General features: G+C 35.3%; 20 protein-coding genes. 8 read left to right on the plus strand and 12 right to left on the minus strand.

What is annotated here, in order from left to right:
* Positions 1 to 36: 36 nt before the first annotated feature.
* From K5X82_02345 to K5X82_02385, 9 genes are all read right to left on the minus strand, one after another.
* Positions 37 to 1,263 carry a dicarboxylate/amino acid:cation symporter gene (locus tag K5X82_02345; GenBank protein ID QZT37747.1) on the minus strand — a complete coding sequence of 409 codons (1,227 nt, stop codon included), beginning with the start codon at positions 1,261 to 1,263 and terminating at the stop codon, positions 37 to 39.
* 513 nt (positions 1,264 to 1,776) lie between these two features.
* Positions 1,777 to 3,123, minus strand: coding sequence for a beta-lactamase family protein (locus tag K5X82_02350; GenBank protein ID QZT37748.1), 1,347 nt, complete (start codon positions 3,121 to 3,123; stop codon positions 1,777 to 1,779).
* 61 nt (positions 3,124 to 3,184) lie between these two features.
* Positions 3,185 to 4,099, minus strand: a complete 915-nt coding sequence (locus tag K5X82_02355; GenBank protein QZT37749.1) for a dihydroorotate dehydrogenase — start codon at positions 4,097 to 4,099, stop codon at positions 3,185 to 3,187.
* Entirely contained in the window at positions 4,093 to 4,866 is a 774-nt protein-coding gene (locus K5X82_02360) for a dihydroorotate dehydrogenase electron transfer subunit (GenBank protein ID QZT37750.1), read from the minus strand. The genes K5X82_02355 and K5X82_02360 overlap by 7 nt, the downstream gene beginning before the upstream one ends.
* A gap of 89 nt (positions 4,867 to 4,955) precedes the next feature.
* Positions 4,956 to 5,321 (minus strand): helix-turn-helix domain-containing protein, encoded by a 366-nt coding sequence (locus K5X82_02365; GenBank protein ID QZT37751.1) that lies wholly within the window; start codon positions 5,319 to 5,321, stop codon positions 4,956 to 4,958.
* Positions 5,322 to 6,292: 971 nt separating this feature from the next.
* Positions 6,293 to 7,273: a septation protein IspZ gene (locus K5X82_02370; GenBank protein ID QZT37752.1), complete on the minus strand. Its 981-nt coding sequence runs from the start codon at positions 7,271 to 7,273 to the stop codon at positions 6,293 to 6,295.
* A 68-nt stretch (positions 7,274 to 7,341) separates the two neighbouring features.
* Complete coding sequence (locus K5X82_02375; GenBank protein ID QZT37753.1) at positions 7,342 to 7,923, minus strand: FKBP-type peptidyl-prolyl cis-trans isomerase; 582 nt, start codon at positions 7,921 to 7,923, stop codon at positions 7,342 to 7,344.
* Between the two features lie 121 nt (positions 7,924 to 8,044).
* Positions 8,045 to 8,644: an FKBP-type peptidyl-prolyl cis-trans isomerase gene (locus K5X82_02380; protein ID QZT37754.1), complete on the minus strand. Its 600-nt coding sequence runs from the start codon at positions 8,642 to 8,644 to the stop codon at positions 8,045 to 8,047.
* Positions 8,645 to 9,685, minus strand: coding sequence for a bifunctional oligoribonuclease/PAP phosphatase NrnA (locus K5X82_02385; protein QZT37755.1), 1,041 nt, complete (start codon positions 9,683 to 9,685; stop codon positions 8,645 to 8,647).
* A gap of 114 nt (positions 9,686 to 9,799) precedes the next feature.
* Between K5X82_02385 and ndk the strand changes: the two genes are divergently transcribed.
* Positions 9,800 to 10,222: a nucleoside-diphosphate kinase gene (gene ndk, locus K5X82_02390; protein ID QZT37756.1), complete on the plus strand. Its 423-nt coding sequence runs from the start codon at positions 9,800 to 9,802 to the stop codon at positions 10,220 to 10,222.
* Positions 10,223 to 10,301: 79 nt separating this feature from the next.
* On the opposite strand, the gene K5X82_02395 is transcribed toward ndk, so the two are convergent.
* Positions 10,302 to 11,240: a 6-bladed beta-propeller gene (locus tag K5X82_02395; GenBank protein QZT39073.1), complete on the minus strand. Its 939-nt coding sequence runs from the start codon at positions 11,238 to 11,240 to the stop codon at positions 10,302 to 10,304.
* A gap of 456 nt (positions 11,241 to 11,696) precedes the next feature.
* Between K5X82_02395 and K5X82_02400 the strand changes: the two genes are divergently transcribed.
* The 3 genes from K5X82_02400 to K5X82_02410 all read left to right on the plus strand — a co-directional run bounded on the left by K5X82_02400 (position 11,697) and on the right by K5X82_02410 (position 15,023).
* On the plus strand, positions 11,697 to 11,885 hold the full coding sequence (locus K5X82_02400) for a cysteine-rich CWC family protein (GenBank protein QZT37757.1): 189 nt from the start codon (positions 11,697 to 11,699) through the stop codon (positions 11,883 to 11,885).
* A 16-nt stretch (positions 11,886 to 11,901) separates the two neighbouring features.
* A complete protein-coding gene (locus K5X82_02405; GenBank protein ID QZT37758.1) occupies positions 11,902 to 13,077 on the plus strand; it encodes a hypothetical protein in 1,176 nt (391 codons plus the stop codon).
* A 791-nt stretch (positions 13,078 to 13,868) separates the two neighbouring features.
* Positions 13,869 to 15,023, plus strand: coding sequence for a hypothetical protein (locus tag K5X82_02410; GenBank protein QZT37759.1), 1,155 nt, complete (start codon positions 13,869 to 13,871; stop codon positions 15,021 to 15,023).
* A 215-nt stretch (positions 15,024 to 15,238) separates the two neighbouring features.
* On the opposite strand, the gene K5X82_02415 is transcribed toward K5X82_02410, so the two are convergent.
* Both K5X82_02415 and K5X82_02420 read right to left on the minus strand, forming a co-directional pair.
* Positions 15,239 to 16,153, minus strand: coding sequence for a metallophosphatase (locus K5X82_02415; protein ID QZT37760.1), 915 nt, complete (start codon positions 16,151 to 16,153; stop codon positions 15,239 to 15,241).
* A complete protein-coding gene (locus K5X82_02420; GenBank protein QZT37761.1) occupies positions 16,143 to 16,943 on the minus strand; it encodes a 5'-nucleotidase C-terminal domain-containing protein in 801 nt (266 codons plus the stop codon). The genes K5X82_02415 and K5X82_02420 overlap by 11 nt, the downstream gene beginning before the upstream one ends.
* A gap of 318 nt (positions 16,944 to 17,261) precedes the next feature.
* On the opposite strand from K5X82_02420, the gene K5X82_02425 reads away from it, so the two are divergent.
* The 4 genes from K5X82_02425 to K5X82_02440 all read left to right on the plus strand — a co-directional run bounded on the left by K5X82_02425 (position 17,262) and on the right by K5X82_02440 (position 22,758).
* Positions 17,262 to 17,720, plus strand: coding sequence for a DUF4494 domain-containing protein (locus tag K5X82_02425; protein ID QZT37762.1), 459 nt, complete (start codon positions 17,262 to 17,264; stop codon positions 17,718 to 17,720).
* A 124-nt stretch (positions 17,721 to 17,844) separates the two neighbouring features.
* A complete protein-coding gene (locus K5X82_02430) occupies positions 17,845 to 19,005 on the plus strand; it encodes a hypothetical protein (GenBank protein QZT37763.1) in 1,161 nt (386 codons plus the stop codon).
* Positions 19,006 to 19,137: 132 nt separating this feature from the next.
* Complete coding sequence (locus K5X82_02435; GenBank protein ID QZT37764.1) at positions 19,138 to 21,207, plus strand: S9 family peptidase; 2,070 nt, start codon at positions 19,138 to 19,140, stop codon at positions 21,205 to 21,207.
* Between the two features lie 174 nt (positions 21,208 to 21,381).
* Entirely contained in the window at positions 21,382 to 22,758 is a 1,377-nt protein-coding gene (locus K5X82_02440; protein ID QZT37765.1) for an MATE family efflux transporter, read from the plus strand.
* The last annotated feature ends 77 nt before the right edge of the window (positions 22,759 to 22,835 follow it).

Here is a 22,835-nt window from a genome sequence, read left to right on the forward strand (position 1 = left end):
ATGAAAACTGACTTACACTTTTTTTATTTCTTTTACCTATACATTAAGCTCTTCACCCTCCGTTTTAGCAACAATCACAGCACCACAAGAATCACTCCATACATTGGTTGCTGTTCTAAACATATCTAAAAGACGGTCTACCGGCAAAACTACAGCGACAAGTTCAATTGGAAGGTGTAATAAATCTAAGATTATTGTAATAACAACCAAACTTCCCATCGGAATTGCAGCAGTTCCAATACTTGTCAATAAAGCCGAAATAAGAATTATAAACTGTTGATAAAAAGTTAAATCTAATCCTCTCATTTGAGCAACAAACATAACAACTGCACAGATATAAATTGCTGTTCCATCCATATTTACAGTTGCTCCAACAGGAAGTGTAAAGTTTGTAATTTTGGATGAAACACCTGACTCTTCATGCGTTGCTTCCATCGTTAAAGGAAGAGCTGCAGCACTAGACGCCGTAGAAAAAGCCGTTAAAAGTGCAGTACTCATATTATCAAAATGCTTTACAGGATTCGCTTTCCCTATAAATTTCACCATTAATGGTATAACAATCACAAAGTGGACGAACAAAGCAGATAAAACAGTAACCATAAATATCCCTAAGCTAGAGAACATGCCCATTAAATCGTTTTGATCTGCTACAACTTTCGAAATCAAGCCAAATATACCAAATGGAGCCAGCTTAATTATAAACATTGTAATCTTCATAAATAACTCAAATGAAGCATCCAATATTCCAACCAAAAGATCAGAATCTTTCTTTCTCAATTTTGGAATAAAAATACCAATTACAATCGCGAAGAAAATAATCGAAAGAAGTTCGCTATGATAAAAAGAAGAGAAAATATTATCCGGAACAATATGCAATAAAGTTTCACCAATGCTTCCACTATTTGCACTAGTAATTTTTTCAGCGAACTCGTTCTTTGCTTCAGCCGATGAAACCCCCACACCAGGCTTTAATAAATTTGTAAAAATCAATCCACCTAAAATCGCAAATACACTTGTTGTTATGTAATACAACAATGTTTTAAACCCCAAACGTTTAAACCCTTCTGTTTCTCCAAGTTTTGCTATACCTGAAGCAACTGAAGTCAAAACTAGAGGAATAACAATCATTTTCAGAGACCGTAGGAATATATCTCCCATCCAACTAACATATTGGACATATTCTTTAAGATAGTAACCAAATAGAACGGATAGGCATAACGCAATTAAAATTTGCCAATGAATCGAAATCTTTACTTTTATCATTTACTTTTTCCGTTAAATATAACACAAATTACCCCATTCTTCCAATAGTTTTGAAGCTTTTGATCAAAATTTAATATCAATCTGATATTTCAACAAGAATTAAGTATGTCATATTGTCACAGATAGTTTTTTACACTTATTTATGCCTTGCATAACCTTAGGTTATAAGCGTAAGGGTTAACCCCTACTCAATATGAATAAATAATCTCATCGACTTACGTCAACTATTATTTACGATATAGGAATTATCAGTCACAAAGAAGCAATTACAACTCATCTACATTTTCCACCAATTATCTAAAACAACATCTCCTTCAAAGAAAAGAATGAATTCACTTAACAAGGCATAACCATTAGTAAAATACCTCCTCAACAAAACATTAAAAGAGGAGTGGCAATAAATTGTATAGAATTAAAGAAGTTTTCAGCGACAAGAAAATTAGAGATAAAAAAAGCAGCTATTCTACCAAATGAGAATAACTGCTTCCTCTCCTCTTTTTAAAGAGACTATGCCTAAAAATAGAATGTTTGTGGTTTACTCTTTTTCTTAACCTTCCTCTTTTTAGTTTTTTCAACATGAGGTGTAGTAGGCCCATCAGATAGATTAAGCTTTCGTTCCAAACTTGTCATTAATGAACCCAGAGATTGAGAAAAACGAGGCCCCTTCCAACTGTTTGTATTCGTAACAATAGCATATGAAATGCCATTTTTTTGCTGTTTCAATAAAGCTTGAGTACCTGGCATACTTCCTGTTCGAAACAAATTCCCACTATAATCGATTCCTCGCCAGCCCAATGGGTCAAAACCTCGACGAGGAGAAGCCATCTTTTTGATAAAGGAATTTGATATAATATCAGGATAATTATCATCCCCATCAATTGAAAGAGACAGCAACAATAAATCTGTTGGAGAACTTACCCACCCTCCTGCTGAACTCAGCAGTGGTATATTATTACCACCATTCGATTTATACACTAATTTATTACTTCCATCATAAGCCATGACCTCAAAGGATCCTTCAGGTTCATAATAATTTGTTTCATTTTCAAATCTCAGATCAGCAAAACTATTCCCTATTTTCATGTCCAAAATCCCCGAAGGATATAGAATATATTTATTTATATACTCTTCGTAAGACATGCCTGATACCTTTTCGATAACTTGCCCTAAAATAAAATATCCAAGATTTGAATAGCAACATCTTGAACCTGGTGTAAAATGAAGTCTTCTGGAAGTAATATATTTAAGCATCGCATCAGCATCACATGGAGAAGAAGCTCCGACTTTCTTTGCAACAGACATCGTATTAAACATCGGATCACCATACCTCTGTGTCCAACCACCAGAATGTTCTAATAAGTTTCGAACTGTAACTTTATCCAAGAGCTTATCCTTATACGGCATATAAGTGGTATCATTGATAATACCTTTATCTCCGAAAACTTTTTGATCTAATGATATCTTCTTTTCATCACACAAACGTCCAACCCCAACAGCTGTAACTAATTTGGATACACTCGCTATTCGAAATAAAGTAGAAGTATTAACAGAATCATTACTTATAGTATCCACAACACCAAATGCACGAGAATAGACTACTTTCCCATCTTTAGCAAAAGCTAATGATAATCCATGCATCTCTTCTCGTTCCATAAAACGTGAAACCATACGATCAATTCGTCCTTGAGCATTTTCTGTTACTTCAATGGGAGATGAGATATATGAAGCTGTAGAATATAAAGCACCAGCACGATCATGAACACTTCCCTCCGACCCTGTAAAAAACAGATATGGGTACAATAGGAAAACAGACAAAAACGTACAAATCAGCACTTTATTTCTAGATCGTTTCTTTTTCATTAATTATATCTCATTGAAACAAGGGAACAAATATACAATTTATTCCCCTATTTCATAATATTTAAAGAATAAGCCCTCCAATAAGCTCTTTTGAAGAGCCTATGTTTTGTTCTTTCAAATAAGATGCTATCCCCTCAACAACCTTTACTGTTACCTGAGGATCAATAAAGTTTGCCGTTCCTAGCTGAACAGCAGAGGCACCTGCCAACATAAACTCCACAGCATCTTCGGCATTCATAATACCACCTAAACCAACGACAGGGATTTTAATACTATTGGCCACTTGCCAAACCATTCTTAAAGCGATTGGTTTTACTGCTGGTCCTGAAAGACCTCCTGTGACTGTTGAGAGAAGAGGCTTACGGCTTTTTGCATCAATCGCCATTCCTAGCATCGTATTAATTAATGATACCGAATCGGCACCACCAGCTTCAGCACTTTTTGCTATCTCTGTAATATCTGTCACATTTGGTGATAATTTCACCATCAAATGCTTTGAATAGACTTTGCGAACTGCCTCAACCACCTTTTCAGCTGATGCACAACTAGTCCCAAAGGCCATTCCTCCCTCTTTCACATTCGGACATGAAATATTCAACTCAATGGCAGAAATACCTTCTAATCCTTCTAAATATTCAGTACAAGCCACATAATCTTCGATAGTCGAACCTGATACATTCACAATCACCTTAGATTGATACTTTAAAAGGTTTGGATATATATGGTCAACAAAATATTTAACACCTTTGTTCTGTAGACCTACAGCATTTAACATTCCTGAAGGCGTTTCAGCCATTCTAGGATAAGCATTCCCTTCTCTATGATGTAATGTAGTCCCTTTAACAACAAAGCCACCTAGACGATTTAAATCAATAAAATCATCAAACTCCGTACCGTATCCAAAAGTTCCTGAAGCAGTAAGAACTGGATTATCTAATATAAGATTATTACCTAAATCAACACTTAAATCTACCATTTTAAATCCTCAATATTAAAGATTGGACCATCAGAACATACACACTTATGACCTTCTTGCGTATCTGTTACGCAACACAAACATACGCCGAAGCCACATCCCATCATGTTCTCTAACGACACTTCGCATGCTACTTGCTTCTCTTTTGCCAATTTTGCAATACTTTTCATCATTGGTTCAGGTCCACAACAATAGATTCGATCCACATTCTCTAATTCATTTTTCATGAATGAGTGATCCGTAACATATCCTTTTTCTCCAACCGTTCCATCTTCTGTTGTAGTCAATACATTTCCAACCTCAGAATAACGATCTAAAAGAATTTGATCCTCTCCCTTTCTTGATCCCAATAGAATGTTGATATTAGACGTTATTGGACCCAATATTTTTGCCAAATAAAGCATTGGAGCTATTCCAACACCTCCCCCTATAAGAAGAACCTTTTCACCCTTCTTAGGCTTTGAGAAACTATTCCCAAGAGGAAAAATAGTATCAATCTCATCACCAACTTCCACATCCTTTAATGCAGCACTACCAGGACCTACTGTTTTAATCAGCACATCCAATGTATTATTGTCATAATGAACATCGTGAATTGAAAATGGACGACGTAGAAATACGTCTTTAGATTTTTCTACATTAATAGAGAGGAATTGTCCTGCTTGCACATCAACAAGAGGAATTGGAGATTTTAAAGACAAAATGAAATTGTCACTGTTTACAATCTCTTTTCTTTCTACAACAAGGCGTTGAACGGTTTTATTCATTCGAAAACTTTTGAAATATAAGTATAATTCCAATTCTGGGATTAATCACCACAGAATTCTTCTTTTCGAAATGCGAATATACACTTTTTTTAACTTGGAGTATACTCTTTGAAAGTATTATCATCATAAAAAACTATAATTCGCTCCACTCTTTGTCTCTTTGTCTTTGTTTTAGGGTTATTCTCAACCACTTCTAAACTCCCAAATAGATCAAATGGAAGAGCCTCCTCTTCTTGTTTTAATTCTATTCCTCCCATATCTCCCTCTCCTGAGATAAACCATTTGATATTTATTTCAGGAAAGGAGTATATAAGCTTCTGACAAAAAGCAAAACTAGGCATATTACGACCACTAACAAGATGTGAAATACTTGATTTTTGGACACCTAAACGTTCAGCAAACTCCGATATGGATAGCCCATATTGCTCTAAAATTTCTTGTATTCTCTCTTTCATCTCCATAATTACATATGTATACTTTTTTTTGTTTACTGGACCTTCAATATCCAAGTTTTACACAAAACTACAGTTTACATCTCTAAACTACAAGTAAACTAGATGCTAATTAATATTCCTCTCTTAGTATCAGCATCTCTATTGGCTTTTTGTATTAACTCTTATTAGAATAAAGCATTAGTATAGATAAAGACTGTAATACATTAATAAACAAAGTGTTATAGTTATACTTGTTTTAAATACTTAGTCAATTTACACAATTGTAAAATACAATAAGTTTAAAACTACAGTTTTACATCACATAACACAACACAAAATCATGGTTTACAAGTAATTATAAACTCTAAACTACAAGTGTAATCTACATCTAAGTTGTTTTTCAAGATATAAATTGCGGGCACCTTACACTTGTAAACACGTCGGTATGCAATTGCAAATGACTACAAATGTAATCTACATAATCTTTTCATACAGTGAATTATTATTCACATACGTAAACTGATAACACAACTCCTCACCCAACATATTTTTATGTACATCGAAAACAGTTAAACATTAAAATCATACTTAAGACTTCAAATATTACACGTATTCATGTACATAACCACACTTAATCTCAAATACGTGAACTATACGGTGTTTAAAAAGCAGCAACCCTAAATATAAGACACTGTATACCAATCTTTAAAGGATATTTACGAATGAAAAAAACCTCTCTCCTGCTTCTCCAAATAGATCAATCCAATTGAGATAAGGCTCCTTGTATCTACGATATAACCTTGTTTTACTTTATCATTCTTAAAAGTAGTAATGCGGAAATAAAAAAAGAGAGTAACTACCCAGTTAGGAAGCTACTCTCTCTTGAATTAATTATAAAGAAGTCTTACTCTTCTCCATCATGCAGAGATAGCAGTAATTATTTAAAACTTTTCAAACTTACAACGAATCGATTCACAAGGAGAATTAATATATCACGAATCGCTTTCTGCTTTTCTATCATCCTTAGTTAGATCAAATAGAACTTCTGGAGATAATTCATCCAATGTATAGCCTTTCCAGATTCTTGTTTTTCTAAGTTGAACCTCGGTTATCCTCCCTAAGAACACAAAAATCAACTTATCATTATCAGACCTTTTATTATATCTCCTAATGGATTGCACGTCCATAGACTCTAACTGCAAATCTCCTCCAATCCAATTCGGAATTATTGTTTTGATGTCTGATGCACTATTCACCTCACCTCTAAAACTCGTACAAGTAGCATCTTTCTGCTGCAAATAATAAATAGATTTTTCCTCGTCCACTAAATACAGCCTTACTTCGATAACACCTGTATTAAACTTCCCTTTAATAAGCTTCATCTGATTATTCGCATCATAAAATTCGACATCTCTTAATGCCCTTTTTGCCATCCAGTTATTCTTCAATAACACAAACGCAAAATATGCTAGAATAATCACATAAAACAGCACCCCACTTATAAAGCCCCACCATTCATTAGACATGAAATATGCAGAATAAACAATCAGCACTACATGAATAACCATCAACCAAAATAGAGGTCGAATCATTTGAATCATACTTACCTCTTGTTCTACTCCAATATTTTTAGGCATAAAGCGCCTTGACATCATCAAGAGCAAGTTTCTTGAAGTAAAGATTGAGATTCCCAACACAACCAGCAAAAAACTCTCCATAAACGCAGGCTTGAGCTTAAAAAATACTTCATCATGTGTTATCAAAGACAATGAAGAGAACATGATCAAAATAGCAGTATCTAGCAAAATAAATCGATCCAATACTCGATCCCTTATATATACAACCAATAACTCAATTACCCCTACAACTAATGCGACAACAACTCCTACTTGAGGTCCCCATATTGCATCTGCAATAATAAATACCATTAGAGGTATAAGTCCTGGTAATATTTTTCTAATGACTTCTTTCATCAACTACATCTTTATTTATCCACTGAAAGACTAACCAATATTATCGTTTTACTTAAGTCTGTTTCAACCTAATCTTTTGATTCTACTTCAAGAAAAAACACTAAGGTCTGAAATGAACCAATTGGAGATGGATAACTTCCATAACCATGATGAGAGGGAATCACGACCTCAGCCCTCTCTCCAACATGCATATGACACAAAGCAATCTGCCAACCCGAAATTACTCGACTAGCTGCATTGGGATATTTCTCAAGATCAACCACATCAAGAGAAAATGGTGTTACTTTTCCACTTCCAGTATCATAGTCGAAATTTCCATCAAATCGCTTCTCTTTCAACTTAACACCATCAGCACCCTTTTCCAAAAGATATCCTTCGTAATAAACAGACACCACATCCCCATGTTGAATCGCTTCTTTCACATCCTCTTGAGGTTGATTCGGGTCTGGAAGAACATATACTCCACCATATACAGGTTTCGCACCTTTATGATTACTATCAATATATTCTGTTCTTAAAGCCACTTCTTGTTTTCTTAACTTCTCAAGCTCTTCAAAAGCATTATCATCGCTCTCACATGACACAAACAGACCTAAAAGGATCACCAAACAGGTAACAACAAAAGTTGAACCTTTAATTTTTCTATACATATCTATTTTCGTTAACAACACCAACAGCTCTTTATTGATGCCAATTAATAATATTCTAATCAAAAAAAAGAGAAGCAAATTAACGCCTCTCTCTTCTCATCTTATCTATTAAAATATTTTCTTACTCTATCACTGGCTCTTTACCTGAATCTCCCACTTTTTCTTTCACCTCTATAAAGAATACAAGTGTTTGATAAGCACCAATAGACCCTGAGCCTCTATAACTGTAACCCTGAGAAGAAGGAATTACCACTTCTGCTCGTTCACCAACTTTCATATTCGATAATGCAATATGCCATCCAGAAATCTCTTTAGTATAAGAAGATGGATAAAGCTCCTTGTCAGAAACGGTCAACTCAAATGGATCATATTTTTCAGTTCCGAGCTTATAGTTGAAGTTCCCATCAAAACGCGTCTCTTTCAACTGAACGCCATTGGCAGAATTTTCTAGAAGATATCCTTCATAATATACTCGAACGACATCTTTATCTTTGATCTCTTCTTTTAACTGATCCTTAGGCTGATCTTTATCAGGGAATATATATACTCCACGAAACACAGCACTTGCTCCTTTATGAAAACGATCAATATATCCTGTTCTTAAAGCCAACTCGTCATCACGTAATTCCTGATTGGTAGTCTTCTTACACGAAAAAAACGTCGCCAACATAGCTATCATCAGAAAGCCAAAGGTTCTATTCAATTTTATTGTTCTATTCATCTATTTTAGCTTTTGCATTTCTTCAATCAATAATTCTTTATAATCCTCTAAAACGGTTTCAAATTTGAGAACAGTCTCTTGCAATGACAGGTTACTTCTTCCACCTGCTGCATTTAAATGACCTCCTCCTTTGAAATATTTTTCAGCAATTTCATTCACAGGAAAATCACCTTTAGAGCGGAAGGAAATTTTAACAAATCCATCCTTCTCCATAAACAAAACGGAACAAACCATCCCTACAATCTGTAAAGGCTCATTTACTATACCTTCAGTATCTCCTGACTGAAACTTATAACGTTCCAACTCCTCTTTAGTTAATGCAATATGCGACGCATGCATTCCATCTAAAACAACCATCTTTTCAGATAATGCATATCCCATCAATCGCAATCTATTTTCACTAAATTGATGAAAAACTTTCGAGTAGATATAATCCTTATCCACATTCTTCGACATCAAAAGTCCAACAACACGATATAAATCCGAATTCGATGAGTTGTGTGCAAAACCTCCTGTATCTGTAAGAATTCCCATGAATAGAGACGAAGCACTGATTTTCGACATCTTTTCACTCCATCCACATGCATACACGAAATCCACAACCAACTCACAAGTAGAACTCGACGTTATATCACTAAACGGAACAGTTGCAATCTCTTTTGGAAATGGATGATGATCGATCATAATCGATGGTGTATTTAAAGAAGTCAACACCTCTTCTAAATTTCCGGCACGTTTAAGATCATTATAATCTAAGTATATCAACAAATCTGCTTGACGAACAATTCGTTTCGCTTTAGCATTTTCCCATTCTGCAATTACCACCTGCTTACTTGCATCGGTCCATTTCAAATATTCAGGGAAATCCGTTGGAGAAACAATAGTTGTTGTTTTTCCTAACTCTTTCAAGACATAATATAACCCGATAGATGCCCCCATTGCGTCACCATCTGCATTGGTATGAGGAATTACCACAATATTATTACTTTCTAATATTAAACCTTTAGCCTGTTCCAACGATAAGCAATCGAATCTCTCCATATTCTATTTTCAAAACATTATACCAACAAATATAAAAAAGTTCCCTTGTAGTAACGATTTTTCGGCTCTATTTTTTTATTTTTATGAGGCTATAATAAAAAACCCAGAATGAATATGCAGAAAGAAAACATTACATTGACAATGATTAAGCCAGGAGCAGTAAAGAAAAACCATATCGGACCTATTCTTGGGATTATCAATGAGAATGGTTTTATTATCAAAGCCATGAAACTAACTCAATTGACTGTAGAACAAGCAAAGAAGTTTTATGCTGTTCATCAAGGGAAACCTTTTTTTAACGATCTGATTACATTTATGTCTTCAGGGCCAATCGTTGCTGCAGTACTTCAAAAAGAGAATGCAGTAAAAGAGTTTCGAGATCTAATTGGGGCAACGGATCCCGATAATGCAAAGGACGGCACGATACGAAAACTATTTGCTGAATCTCTTTCTAAAAATGCGATCCATGGTTCAGACTCAAATGAAAATGCAGAAATTGAATCATCCTTCTTTTTCAGCCAATTAGAACAATTTTAATCCATAATAAGATAGGCGATAGAAATGAAACTATCGCCTATCTTTTGTTTTATGCTATCAAGATAAATATTATTACATACTATTGCTTGACAAATTTCTGCACTCTTTTATTTGTCCCTTCTGCAACAATCATCATACCATCTTTTGCAACAAACAATGAGTGTGGAATATCAAATTCACCTTTCGCTTTTCCTGTCTTTCCAATTTTCTTCACCACTTTTCCTTCAGGAGTCACAACATGAACGCATTGTGGTTGGTCTGCACCTCCATCAGAAACATAGATATTGCCATTATTAGCAATAAAGATTCCGAATGGACGACTAAACCAATCCCATGATGTCACAAACTTACCATCATATTCAAACACCTGAACACGACCATTTTTGCGATCTGCGACATAAACACGACCATCTTTATCTACACCAATATTGTGTGGAATATGAAATTGCCCATGAGCAGAACCTTTCTCACCCCATTCGAATTTGAATTTCCCATTCGTATCCAAACAGACCACACGGTTATTTTTATATCCATCACTCACATAGTAATCACCATTAGGAGCTAATGCGATATCCGTTGGTTTATTAAACCTTTGGTGATCTGTACCAGGTTCATCTTTTATCCCCCAAGAAGTAAGTAGATTACCATCTAGATCAAACTGATGAATCTGATGAGAACCTATATCTGTAATAAATATCTTGTTGTTCAAACACCTCACTTCATGCTTTAGCGTAATCACATCACCACCCCATTTACGTACCAGGTTTCCTTCTGCATCTAACTCAATAATAGGATTTGCTACATCCCCTCCACAATACAACACATGACCATTAGGAAGCTGAGTAACGCCTGTCACTCCCACCTCAGTAATACCATCCCCCGATTTTGGCCATGCATCCACTACTTTGTAATCCAATGTTGCAATATCCTTCTTTGCTGCACCGCCACAAGAAGCCAACAATGCAGATCCAATCCCTGCCACAACAGAGGTCTTCAAAAAATCTCTTCTCTTCACCATCTTATTGATTCAATTTTATAGGTATAATGTTATTTAGAGAGACAATGCTACATAAAAATGTCGAATTTACATAATCATCTTACGATCTTACAAAACATCCTTATTTCTAAAATTAGAAGTCGTATTAATCCATTTCTTCAGATCAAATCTCTTCTAAACTTGATTGAATTCATCAGGATTTTCAATCATTGGATTTTCATAATTAAAATAACACATCTCTACAAGTATCAATATTGAATGGGAAATTATACAAGTTTTCATAATCTAAATAGCTCGGCATACGATTTAGCTAATAAAAACAGGTTATATTTAAATACACCATCACAGATAAAGACTGAATAGAGTCACCTCTTTTCTTTTAACAATCAATAGTAAGGGCCATATTTTCAAAAATCCTTTAGTTGATCATATTTTTTTACAAAAAATATTTATAGTTTCGAATTAAAATCAAGAGAGATGCATAAAATTTGTCCTAGATGTCATAAGCCATTTGAATGTTGCCACGATAAAATTGAAACATGTTGGTGTAGCAAAATAAAAATCACTCCCAAAGTCTACGAATTTATCAGCACCCACTTTAGTGACTGCCTGTGTAAAGCTTGCACGGAAGAGATCCAGAAAAAGAAACAATCGAATTACGAATAAATAAACCCCTTAACATATGAGAAATAGAACAACGATCCTTTTACTAATCACAATGGTTTGTTTAACATCAATCCAATCTTTAGCATGTACTACTGCAGTAGTATCTGGTAAGTATACAAAAAATGGCCGTCCACTGCTTTGGAAAGTACGGGACACTCAAAGCCATTACAATAAAATCCAGATATTTGAAGATGGCAAATATAAGTATGTGGCTTTAACAAATGCCATAAAAGATGATAGTACAATGGTTTGGGGGGGATATAATGAATATGGTTTCGCCATCATGAATAATGCCTCTTTTAATACAAATCTTGATAACCCAACTGATTTCTGCGATCAGGAAGGTATCGTGATGAAAAAAGCACTCCAAACATGTAAATCTCTGAAAGATTTTGAACGAATGCTAAAGAAGCTTCCAAAACCCATGGGACTAAATGCTAATTTTGGAGTAATTGATGCACAAGGTGGTGCAGCCTACTATGAAACAGATAATAATCAGTTTGTAAAGTTTGATGCTAACGATCCTCGAACAGCCCCTAATGGTTATCTCGTTCGTACAAACTACTCTTTTATTGGAAAAAAAGATGTAGGATATGGCTTTATTCGTTTTGAAACAGCGACAGAACTTTTCTTTCAAATGGACAGTCGAGATCAAATAAATGCAACACATATAGCAACAAAAACATCTCGCTCCTTATACCAAAGTCTTTTAAAAATTGATTACGACAACTATCGTGATTTTTCAGCTTCGCCATTCGTAAACAATGGGGACCTCATTTGTCGCCATGAAACGGCTTCTGCCATTACAATCGAAGGTGCAAAAAGTATTGAGACAGCTTCTCAAACCACCATGTGGAGTACTATCGCATTCCCCTTGTCCACTCCAGCTATTCCTATTCGTTTAACCAAAGACAATACACTTCCAAAGTGTATGGTAGCACCCAAAGGGAAAAAGCCAACTCTTTCAATCTTAGGAATGGAATGGAAGAAGTTAATCTATCCGATTAAAAGATCTTCGGGATATAAATACATGAACCTAAAGGCCTACGTATGTAAAGATAGTGGGATCAAATCTAAGATTGATCATATGCAAGAAATGATCAACCAACACATACCACAAACGGATAGCGAAAACGAGTGGAAAACATTCTACCAATGGGTAGATCGTAACATCCCCAAGCAATTCAAATAACACTTATTTCAGTCCAGTGCCCGACCTCCATCAACAAATACGGTATAAAAAAGTTACACTATCATCTAAATTCATAAACAAATAAAATACCCAACCCAAAGCCCCATTATTTGGGGCTTTTTTAATCTTTCTAAACTTACACTAATACACAGGTTATTTTAATATGCCCTCAATATTAAAATACAGCTACTTCACTCCTGTTAAAGACGGGAATAAAACGGACTAAACACGGTTCGACAACGGTGATGGTTCATACTTGGCTCATAGTTCGTTCGAAGTTCACTCATCGATTTGCCGAATTTAATGAGTGAACTTCGAAGAAAGTTTGTATCAATCTTAAATGACGACCGTTGTCGAACCGTGTTTAGTCCGTTCTATCCCCGTCTTTAATAGCTGGAATTCCATATGATAACTACTGTAAACCCACATCAAAGACAACACCTTTACTGCTAGCGTTATATTCAGAGACTTTAAAAAGACAAATTATTTATAATCAACACCCCCTCTCTCAATCGACTGTTTTCCACTACTATCTTGACTCTGTCTCTTTTTAAGATAGGTCTATGACCAGTAGGGTACTGACTAAATATTTTTACAATATCGAGTTGGTCAATATAGAGGCTTTATTACACTACTTAATTCATTAACTATTCCCCGAATTAAAATTTCTCAACAGGCATTATTATATCACTACAGAAATTCTTCCCTTTGTAAATATTTCAAACAATAAATTATGTTTATCATCAAATAAATTATAGATTTGGGACATCAATTCTATAAAACATAATTTTATGAGCAAATTTTTATACCCACTGATTTTTCTACTACTACTCTCTTGTTCCGAGAAATCACTAGATGATCCAAATGAAAACAATTCTTCTAACACAACTCATTCTGATCGGACTTTAGATGATTTCAACAAGGATTACCCATTACTGAAAGGGCTCAATATTTCAGGTTTTGAAGTAGTTGGAGAGACAACAGGAGACCCCCATTATAATACGATTCCACTACTTCATGGCAACCCTATAAAGTTGAGCAAATGGTCTGATGAAGAGAAGAAATATTATCTCTTTATGTATTCGGCTATCCGAATTATGTACAACAGTGAGTACTTTAAAACCCAATTAGAGAAAAAAACGAACTATTTAGACTACTCCTACAATTGGGAGGGGTTTTCAAGCCAGAAAGTCCATTCTATGACTTCTACAGATATCATACATGCTTTAACAAATCGAAATGCAGATGTGACTATATTAAAAACGGTACCTATTGATTTCGACTCAGGATATTTAAAACCCGACCTTGATGTCTCTTATGACCTTGAGCTAGGAAAGAAGAGTAGTTTCTATATTTTCTCAGACGATGCACGTGTATATACTAATGAAGGGGGCAAATGGGCTGCGACATTGGGACCTTCAAAATACCATAAACAGTATCTATATGCAAGACTAAAAATGATAAATTCCAAAGGAGTATTAGATAATTCAATGCCAACCTCTGATCTTTTTACTGGACAAACGGAAGGAGATTATGCTTATCCATATGAATATTATTATCCATTAAACATTACGTTGGGAAATGTTGCACTTGCTCCTACAAATCTCTTTTACGTGATGACACATGAACTGCTTCACTCAATTGGATTTAGCCATGATGGTGATAGAAACACAGCTAAAGCAAAAATTGTATATGAATTATCTGATCTACTAAAAAACACAAGAGTACACTATGATATATTCCCCCCCTACCCAGCTGCACGAAAGAGTAGTGGAAAAGATTGGGATAATAGCGATGTATGGACATGGACAGAGATGAGAATGGATGCACCTGGAGATATAAACCGTGATTATCGTCGTAGTTCGACGAGTAGTGACAGTGAAAGATATCGTCGCGATATCATTGAATTTACACAACTGTTATGGGAAAAATATGAACTGAATTAATTCTGTATTGAACATATCTTTCAATGAGTAAATGAGAGAAGTTTTGACAAATATAAAACGTAAGCCGTTAAATAAACTCTCACAATACGTAAGGATAGATGCAAAAAAGAGAGGTTACCCTCTCTTTTGCATCTAATAATTTACGATAAACCCAATTTAGCCCTTAACAAACTCAATGCAAGATGGAGAGATAAAGGGCATTTGATTTTCGATAATCACCCATTAAGTTTAACAACGGAGAATGAATATTCGGGATCTTTGGAATCTGATATCTCGATATCTAATCGTCCAAGTTGAACTCCAGCCCATCCTGCTTGTGAAACAACGACCTCTTTTCCATTGATATTCTGAATGATGGTTGGTTCCGAGAGAAAAGTATGGGTATGTCCTCCAATAATCACATTCGTATGTTTGGTTGCAGCGGCCAATTTAACATCCGAAACTCTTTCCGATCGATATCTATACCCCATGTGAGAAAGACAAACGATAAGATCACATTTGTGCTCTTTCTTAAGCTTCTCTTCTAGTTCCCATGCGGTATTTAAAGGATCTAAATATACTGTTTCACCGTAATTACGCTCTAATACAAGCCCATCAAAAGCCACACCAAGACCATAAATTCCAACTTTTATCCCCTTCTTCTCTAACACCAAGAACTCTTTGGTTTCTCCATCTAAAATAGTTTTGGAAAAATCGTAGTTGGAACAAATAAAAGGGAATTTTGCATGAGGTAATTGGCTTTTTATGCCTTCTAATCCATTATCGAATTCATGATTACCTATTGTTGCAGCATCATATCCCATAGCACTCATACATTTCAACTCTACTTCACCTTTAAAATAGTTGAAATATGGTGTTCCCTGAAAAATATCCCCGGCATCTACAAGTAATACTTCGCCTTCCTCATCACGTATCTTATTAACCATGGTTGCACGTCGTTCTAATCCCCCTTCGCCTGCATGTCTAGCAGCATCTGTTGGAAAAGGATCAACATGCGAATGAAAATCATTGGTATGAAGAAGAGTTAATTTCTTTGTTTTTTTACCACTTTCTGCAAAAGCAGTACCGACAACTCCTGTTCCAACAGAAACAGCACCTAGTTTTTTTAAAAATGATCTTCTATTTTCCATTTTTGATCCTCCCATCTAGTGTTGCAGTAATCTCTTTTCCTGCTTTGGTTTGTTCTTCAATATAATTGATAAATAAGTCACGAAGTTTTACTGACAGGTTCTCTCTCTTTATTGCATCTTTTAGCACTCCAGAACCGTCCCCTCCATCTGCGATATAATCACTTGTAATCAACCAATAGTTCTTCTCAGGAAGTAATTTTTCTCCGTTGATTGTTACCTTAGAAGCCTTGCGATCTTTAATAACTAGATGAACCCCAGCCATTGATTCTCCACCACGAGAAGCAATGTGATTCAAAAATGTTTTGACCTGTTTTCCATTCAATTGTAACATCACAACTTCATTTTCAAAAGGCATCAACTGAAAAATATTTTCTACCGTAATATTTCCTTGGTTTATTGGCACACGTAAGCCTCCATTATTTAACATTGCAAAGTCAACTTTTTGGTCTCCCAATCGTTCTTTTGCAAATTTTGCAGATTCTTCTAATAGGAGATCTGCACAGAAGTTAGAGAGAGCACCCTCTGGTCGACCTTTAAACATACTCTTCGGAGCAAATCCAATCACTCTCTCCATATCCTTACTTAATTTGTCTCTAAAAGGGGATATAATCGAAGCAATAGTTGGATCCGAAGAAGTTTTATCATCTAAAGTAATGTAACGATATGCGACATTACCGATAGCCACGGTTTTACGATCATCACCATTACCTACATTGCTTTTACAGCTGCTAAAAATAACAGCGATGACAAACAAGAAGATTCCCATTATCCCAAATAGTCTGTTTTTCATATATCTTTATTTTAATGTTTTTTTACATAAAAAGTGTACAAATATAAAACAGAAATGTTTTTCATAAACTATAAAAAATTATATTAAATGTCATCTTTTTTATTTATTTTGTAAGCCTTTAATGATCAAATATAAGTACAAAAAAATCCTTTCTCTAAAAGATATTCTTAGGTTTAGTTCTTCGTTTTTTATCTTATATTTGTAACTTTGATTAGAACAAAGATGTTTAGATACATAACGAATAATTTGGTTACTAAGCAACTAGATCTAAATACTAAAAAAGAATATTAAGTCCAATTAATAATAAAACAATATCAGATGAATACGTGGTTTGAATGTAGAGCTAAATACGTAAAGATCGACGAAGCAGGTCGTGAAAAGAAAGTAAATGAAGCATATTTAATTGATGCTGTTTCTTTTACAGAAGCTGAAAGTCGTATTTACAAAGAGCTTGAGCAAATGATCAGTGGAGAATTCACTGTAACAAAGATCGCTAAAACTAATATCGTAGAAATTATTCCTACTGAAGACGGTGATCGTTGGTTCAAAGCAAAAGTTACTTTTATCTCTGTAGACGAGGATAGCGGAAAAGAGAAGAAAGTTTCTCAACATGTATTGGTTCTTGCAAACGATGTGAAACAAGCATATGAGCGTGTTGAATCAGGAATGGAAGGAATGACTGTTGATTTCGAGATTCCGAACATCGCAGAAAGCCCAATCATGGATGTATTCCCTTATTTCTCTAATGGATCTGAAGAGAGAACAGAAGAAGCTTAGACTTTTCAAGTTATACTCCTCAATGAAAGGGATTAAAGACTTTACATCTAGAATGTAAGGTCTTTTCTTATATTACATCAAACTTTTTTATTAACTTTTTTCCGTTTCCTTGACCATGAAACAGATGTTTAAGATTGAGTCCTTAAGTCCTAATAATCCACAACATATAAAAGAGTTTATTCAACTTGCATATAAGATTTATGAGGACAAACCACTTTGGGGCAATCCTCTAGATTTAGATGTGGAAAATAGAGTTACACCATCTCAGAATCCAATGCTAAGAAAAGGAGACTTTGCACTTTGGCTTGTTCGAGACAATAACAATCAAGCAGTAGGTAGAATTGCCGGTTTAGCTCTTCATGATGATGAAATCGGACAGCTCGGATTCTTTGAATGCATTGAAGACCAAGAAGTATCAACTCTTTTATTTGATACTGCAAGCGCATGGATGATTTCAAAAGGGAAACGTGCATTAGATGGGCCTGTAAATTTTGGAATGCGCGATGAGTTTTGGGGGTGTCTGATCGAAGGAGAATATACTCCGGTATATAATATGCCTTATAATCCATCCTATTATGCTACATATTTTGAAGCTTATGGTTTTAAGAATTACTTCAACCAGATCACCTATTTCCGAAAAATGGAGGCAGGAGTGCTTCACCCTCTTGTAACAAGAGCAGGACAGAGAGTATTGCGTAATAGTGATTTTACTGTAAGAAATATAGGGAAAGACAATCCAAATCTTCCTTCTTATTTTATGGAAATCTACAATAATGCATGGGCAGCCTTTGAGGGAGTCCCTCCTATTTCACTTGAAGAAGCGACCAAGCAGATGAAGATGATCGAACCAATTATCGACAAACGTTTGATCGTGTTTGGATTTCACAAAGAGCGCCCTATCTCATTCTTTATTATGATGCCTGATGTTGGGCAAATATTCAAGACGTTTAAAGGAAAATTCGGATGGTGGGAAAAACTAAAATTCTTCTTCCTGTTGAAGCGCGAAAAGACTATTGATCGTGTGATTGGACGAATTTTTGGTGTTGTACCAGAGTTCCAAGGCAAAGGAATGGAAGCTGCCATGGTAGTCCATTTTGAAAAGGTTATTGCCGAACCAAATTTTCCATATAAGACTTTAGAACTGAATTGGATTGGTGATTTTAATCCACCGATGATGAAAGTATCTAAAATGATTGGAGGAACCGAACATAAAAAACATACTACTTATCGCCTTCCACTTGCAGAAGACTTTATTTTTGAAAGAGCAAAGGTGGTAAATCTATAACCAGATTGTCGTAAGAATACGTGAAGGGTATGATTTTTTGATTTTTTTTATCAAAAAGAGGTTATTTCATAATACGTCTCATTATAAACATGTATTTTCGTTGTCATGTTACTTAATTAAAAAGAAAATATAATGAGACGTATTAACTATCGTATGTTATGCATATTATTGGCTTGTGGACTTTTCACTTTGGGTCCAGTGAAGGCACAAGATGAGAAAGCCAATGATATAATGACACCAGAAATTCTATGGTCTTTTGGTCGAATTGGGGATATGCAAGTATCACCTAATGGTGAACATGTTGCTTATGGTGTTAGCTACTACAGCGTAAAGGAGAATAAGTCATCACGTGATATATATGTGAAAAACTTATCAGGTGATGTAAAGCAAATTACCCATACACCAGAGAATGAGTTTGGTATTCAATGGCGTCCTGATGGCAAGAAGATAGGGTATCTTTCATCTAAATCTGGGTCATTACAGATGTGGGAAATGGACCCAAATGGCTCTGGAAATACCCAAGTAACAAAAATTGATGGTGGCATTCAAGGCTTTAAATATAGCCCTGACATGAAGAATATTCTTTTTATCAAGGCAGTAAAGTTAGATGCCACAGTGCAAGATCTATATCCTGATCTACCTCTAGCTAATGCACGACTTGAAACCGATATCATGTATCGCCACTGGGATCAATGGCATGATTTTACTTACAATCATATTTTTGTTGCACCTTATACGACAGGTACTATTGGAGCAGCAAAAGATATTATGCCAGATCAGAGATATGATGCTCCTTTAAAACCTTTTGGAGGCCTAGAGGAGATCAATTGGAATACAACCAGTGATGCCATTGCTTATACTAGTAAAAAGAGTGTCGGAAAAGAGTATGCCATGTCTACCAATTCAGACATCTATCTTTACAATATTAATGATAAAACGACAAAGAATCTAACGGAAGGAATGATGGGATATGATAAATGTCCAATCTTCTCCCCTGATGGTAAATATATTGCATGGAGCAGCATGGAAAGAGATGGGTACGAAGCTGACAAGAACCGTCTTTTTATCATGAACCTTAAGAATGGAAAGAAGAAAGACCTAACAGGTCTTTGGGATCAATCTATTCATGGATTAGTTTGGGCTTCAAACAGCAAATCTCTATACGGTATTTCAGATGTACAGGCAACCGATGAGATCTACGAAGTAAGCATTAAAAGAAATAACATCCGTCGAGTAACGAATGGAGTTCATAACTATCAATCAGTACAGGTTGCAAAAGATGCTTTGATTGCTCAGAAAGTTTCGATGTCTTCTCCAGCTGAGTTGTATCGTGTGGATATGGAGTCTGGTCAAGATGTCGCTGTCACTCATGTGACGAAACCAGTGATGGATAAAATCAAAATGGGTAAAGTTGAAAAGCGTTGGGTTAATACGACCGATGGAAAAAAAGAGTTGGTATGGGTGATTTATCCACCTCATTTTGATCCGAACAAAAAATATCCTGCATTGCTTTATTGTCAAGGAGGACCACAGGGTACTGTGAGTCAATTTTGGTCATACAGATGGAATTTTCAAATGATGGCAGCTAACGATTATATTGTAGTTGCACCAAACCGTCGCGGACTTCCTGGATTTGGACAAGAGTGGTGTGAAGAGATCTCTAAAGATTATGGTGGACAATGTATGGATGATTACATCTCTGCAATTGATTCTATTGCAAAGCTCCCTTTTGTAGATGAGAATAATATTGGTGCTGTTGGTGCAAGTTTTGGTGGATACTCAGTATATTATCTTGCTGGACACAATCAAAACAAACGCTTCAATGCATTTATTTCACATTGTGGAATTTTCAATTTTGACCAAATGTACAGTACAACGGAAGAGATGTTCTTTGTCAATTGGGACATCGGCGGTGCTTACTGGGACAAAAACAATGCTGCTGCACAGAAAAGTTACAAAGATTTTTCTCCTCATAAATTCGTCGATAACTGGAACACTCCTATCCTAGTTGTTCATGGTGCAAAAGATTTCCGTATTCCTTATACTCAAGGAATGGGAGCCTTTAATACTGCAATAATGAAAGGGGTTCCTGCGGAGTTCTTATATTTCCCTGAAGAGAATCATTGGGTTCTACGCCCACAAAATGGTATTCTATGGCAAAGAGTATTCTTTAACTTTCTTGATAAAAATCTAAAGAAATAACTCCATATAAAGTTTATTTGAAAGTAAGAGAGAAGGTCTAGAACCTTCTCTCTTTTTTTGTTCTTAAAAGAGGACTTTCACAATTCATAACATAATTATATGATCTAATCGAAAAATGAGTCAACATTATCACGATTGTTTTTGTTAGTTTTGTAATACATAAACAAGAAGTAAATGAATCAAAACAACCACCTGGAGCTAAAAGATACTCCTATTAAGAAATTATTCTGGAAATATTTTATTCCATCCTTTACGAGTGTTGTGGTTAATGCTCTATATAATATTGTCGACAGAGTCTTTATCGGTCATGGAGTTGGAGCTTATGCTCTTTCAGGACTTAGTGCGGTGTTCCCCATCATGATAATAATGATGGCCTTCGGTATGCTTGTCGGAATGGGGGCTGGAGTCAGAATATCGATTAATCTAGGGAAGGGAGACCTTCCGAGAGCATCTAAAGTGTTAGGTAATGCATTAACACTACTAATAATTTTGGCTGCCTTTGTTACCATCATTGGTTTTTGCATCAAACAACCTGTGTTAGAATTATTTGGGGCTAGTGATCAAACCATTGATTTTGCAAATGATTATTTGAATATTATTCTTTTTGGGTCCGTATTTAATATGGTCGGATTTGGAATGAATAACTTAATTAGATCTGAAGGAAATGCCAAAATTGCCATGTATTCGATTTTGATTAGTGCTGGAACCAATATCATCTTGGATCCAATCTTTATCTTTGGGTTTGGTATGGGAGTTGAAGGAGCAGCATATGCTACGATTATTTCAATGGCTGTTTTATGTGTTTGGGTGCTATTACACTTTACAAAGAGTCCTAAAGCGATTATTCATCTAAAAAAAGGGGATCTATCGTTACAATGGGATATAGTATGGTATATATTTACTATTGGTTTTGCTCCTTTTTCGATGCAAGTTGCAGCAAGTATGGTTCAAGGCATCTTGAATACACAACTTATCCAATATGGAGGGGATCTAGCTGTTGGAGCTATGGGGATTATCAATAGTGTTATCAACCTAATTATCATGACCATTATTGCTATTAATATGGCCTCCCAACCAATTATCGGATATAATGTAGGAGCAAAAAGATATGATAAGGTAAAAGAGGTTCTCTTTCTTGGCATTCGTTTCGCAACCATTATCTCGATTATATGCTGGATTCTTGTGCAAGTTTCACCACAAACAATAGTCAAAGCCTTTAATAATGATAGCCCTGAGTTGATGAAGATTGCAACGCAGGGACTACGTATTCTATTAATGATGCTGCCTATTGTTGGATTCCAAGTAGTAGTATCTAACTATTTTCAATCCATCGGAAAGGCTCTGACTGCAACAATCATGTCATTAATGAGACAAGTGATCTTACTTATTCCATTACTGATGGTAATACCTCGACATTATGGACTATTCGGAGTATGGATTAGTGGTCCTATAAGTGATACCCTATCATTCCTATTTGTTCTTATACTTTTTACAAGAGAGATGAAGAAATTAAATAAATGTATTGATAGCAACAATACCCAATGTGGTTAATAATTACATTAATTGGATAAAAAGGGGAAAGTTTGTTTATAAATAAACTTCCCCCTTTTTTATCCAATATAAGATAT

It is taken from the genome of Prolixibacteraceae bacterium, assembly GCA_019856515.1.
Lineage (GTDB): Bacteria > Bacteroidota > Bacteroidia > Bacteroidales > Prolixibacteraceae > Halosquirtibacter > Halosquirtibacter xylanolyticus.

Bases quoted from the DNA above. Each gene is read 5' to 3' on its own strand.
- K5X82_02345 (QZT37747.1), bottom strand. From the start codon at position 1,263: ATGATAAAAGTAAAGATTTCGATTCATTGGCAAATTTTAATTGCGTTA.
- K5X82_02350 (QZT37748.1), bottom strand. From the start codon at position 3,123: ATGAAAAAGAAACGATCTAGAAATAAAGTGCTGATTTGTACGTTTTTG.
- K5X82_02355 (QZT37749.1), bottom strand. From the start codon at position 4,099: ATGGTAGATTTAAGTGTTGATTTAGGTAATAATCTTATATTAGATAAT.
- K5X82_02360 (QZT37750.1), bottom strand. From the start codon at position 4,866: ATGAATAAAACCGTTCAACGCCTTGTTGTAGAAAGAAAAGAGATTGTA.
- K5X82_02365 (QZT37751.1), bottom strand. From the start codon at position 5,321: ATGAAAGAGAGAATACAAGAAATTTTAGAGCAATATGGGCTATCCATA.
- K5X82_02370 (QZT37752.1), bottom strand. From the start codon at position 7,273: ATGAAAGAAGTCATTAGAAAAATATTACCAGGACTTATACCTCTAATG.
- K5X82_02375 (QZT37753.1), bottom strand. From the start codon at position 7,923: ATGTATAGAAAAATTAAAGGTTCAACTTTTGTTGTTACCTGTTTGGTG.
- K5X82_02380 (QZT37754.1), bottom strand. From the start codon at position 8,644: ATGAATAGAACAATAAAATTGAATAGAACCTTTGGCTTTCTGATGATA.
- K5X82_02385 (QZT37755.1), bottom strand. From the start codon at position 9,685: ATGGAGAGATTCGATTGCTTATCGTTGGAACAGGCTAAAGGTTTAATA.
- ndk (QZT37756.1), top strand. From the start codon at position 9,800: ATGCAGAAAGAAAACATTACATTGACAATGATTAAGCCAGGAGCAGTA.
- K5X82_02395 (QZT39073.1), bottom strand. From the start codon at position 11,240: ATGGTGAAGAGAAGAGATTTTTTGAAGACCTCTGTTGTGGCAGGGATT.
- K5X82_02400 (QZT37757.1), top strand. From the start codon at position 11,697: ATGCATAAAATTTGTCCTAGATGTCATAAGCCATTTGAATGTTGCCAC.
- K5X82_02405 (QZT37758.1), top strand. From the start codon at position 11,902: ATGAGAAATAGAACAACGATCCTTTTACTAATCACAATGGTTTGTTTA.
- K5X82_02410 (QZT37759.1), top strand. From the start codon at position 13,869: ATGAGCAAATTTTTATACCCACTGATTTTTCTACTACTACTCTCTTGT.
- K5X82_02415 (QZT37760.1), bottom strand. From the start codon at position 16,153: ATGGAAAATAGAAGATCATTTTTAAAAAAACTAGGTGCTGTTTCTGTT.
- K5X82_02420 (QZT37761.1), bottom strand. From the start codon at position 16,943: ATGAAAAACAGACTATTTGGGATAATGGGAATCTTCTTGTTTGTCATC.
- K5X82_02425 (QZT37762.1), top strand. From the start codon at position 17,262: ATGAATACGTGGTTTGAATGTAGAGCTAAATACGTAAAGATCGACGAA.
- K5X82_02430 (QZT37763.1), top strand. From the start codon at position 17,845: ATGTTTAAGATTGAGTCCTTAAGTCCTAATAATCCACAACATATAAAA.
- K5X82_02435 (QZT37764.1), top strand. From the start codon at position 19,138: ATGAGACGTATTAACTATCGTATGTTATGCATATTATTGGCTTGTGGA.
- K5X82_02440 (QZT37765.1), top strand. From the start codon at position 21,382: ATGAATCAAAACAACCACCTGGAGCTAAAAGATACTCCTATTAAGAAA.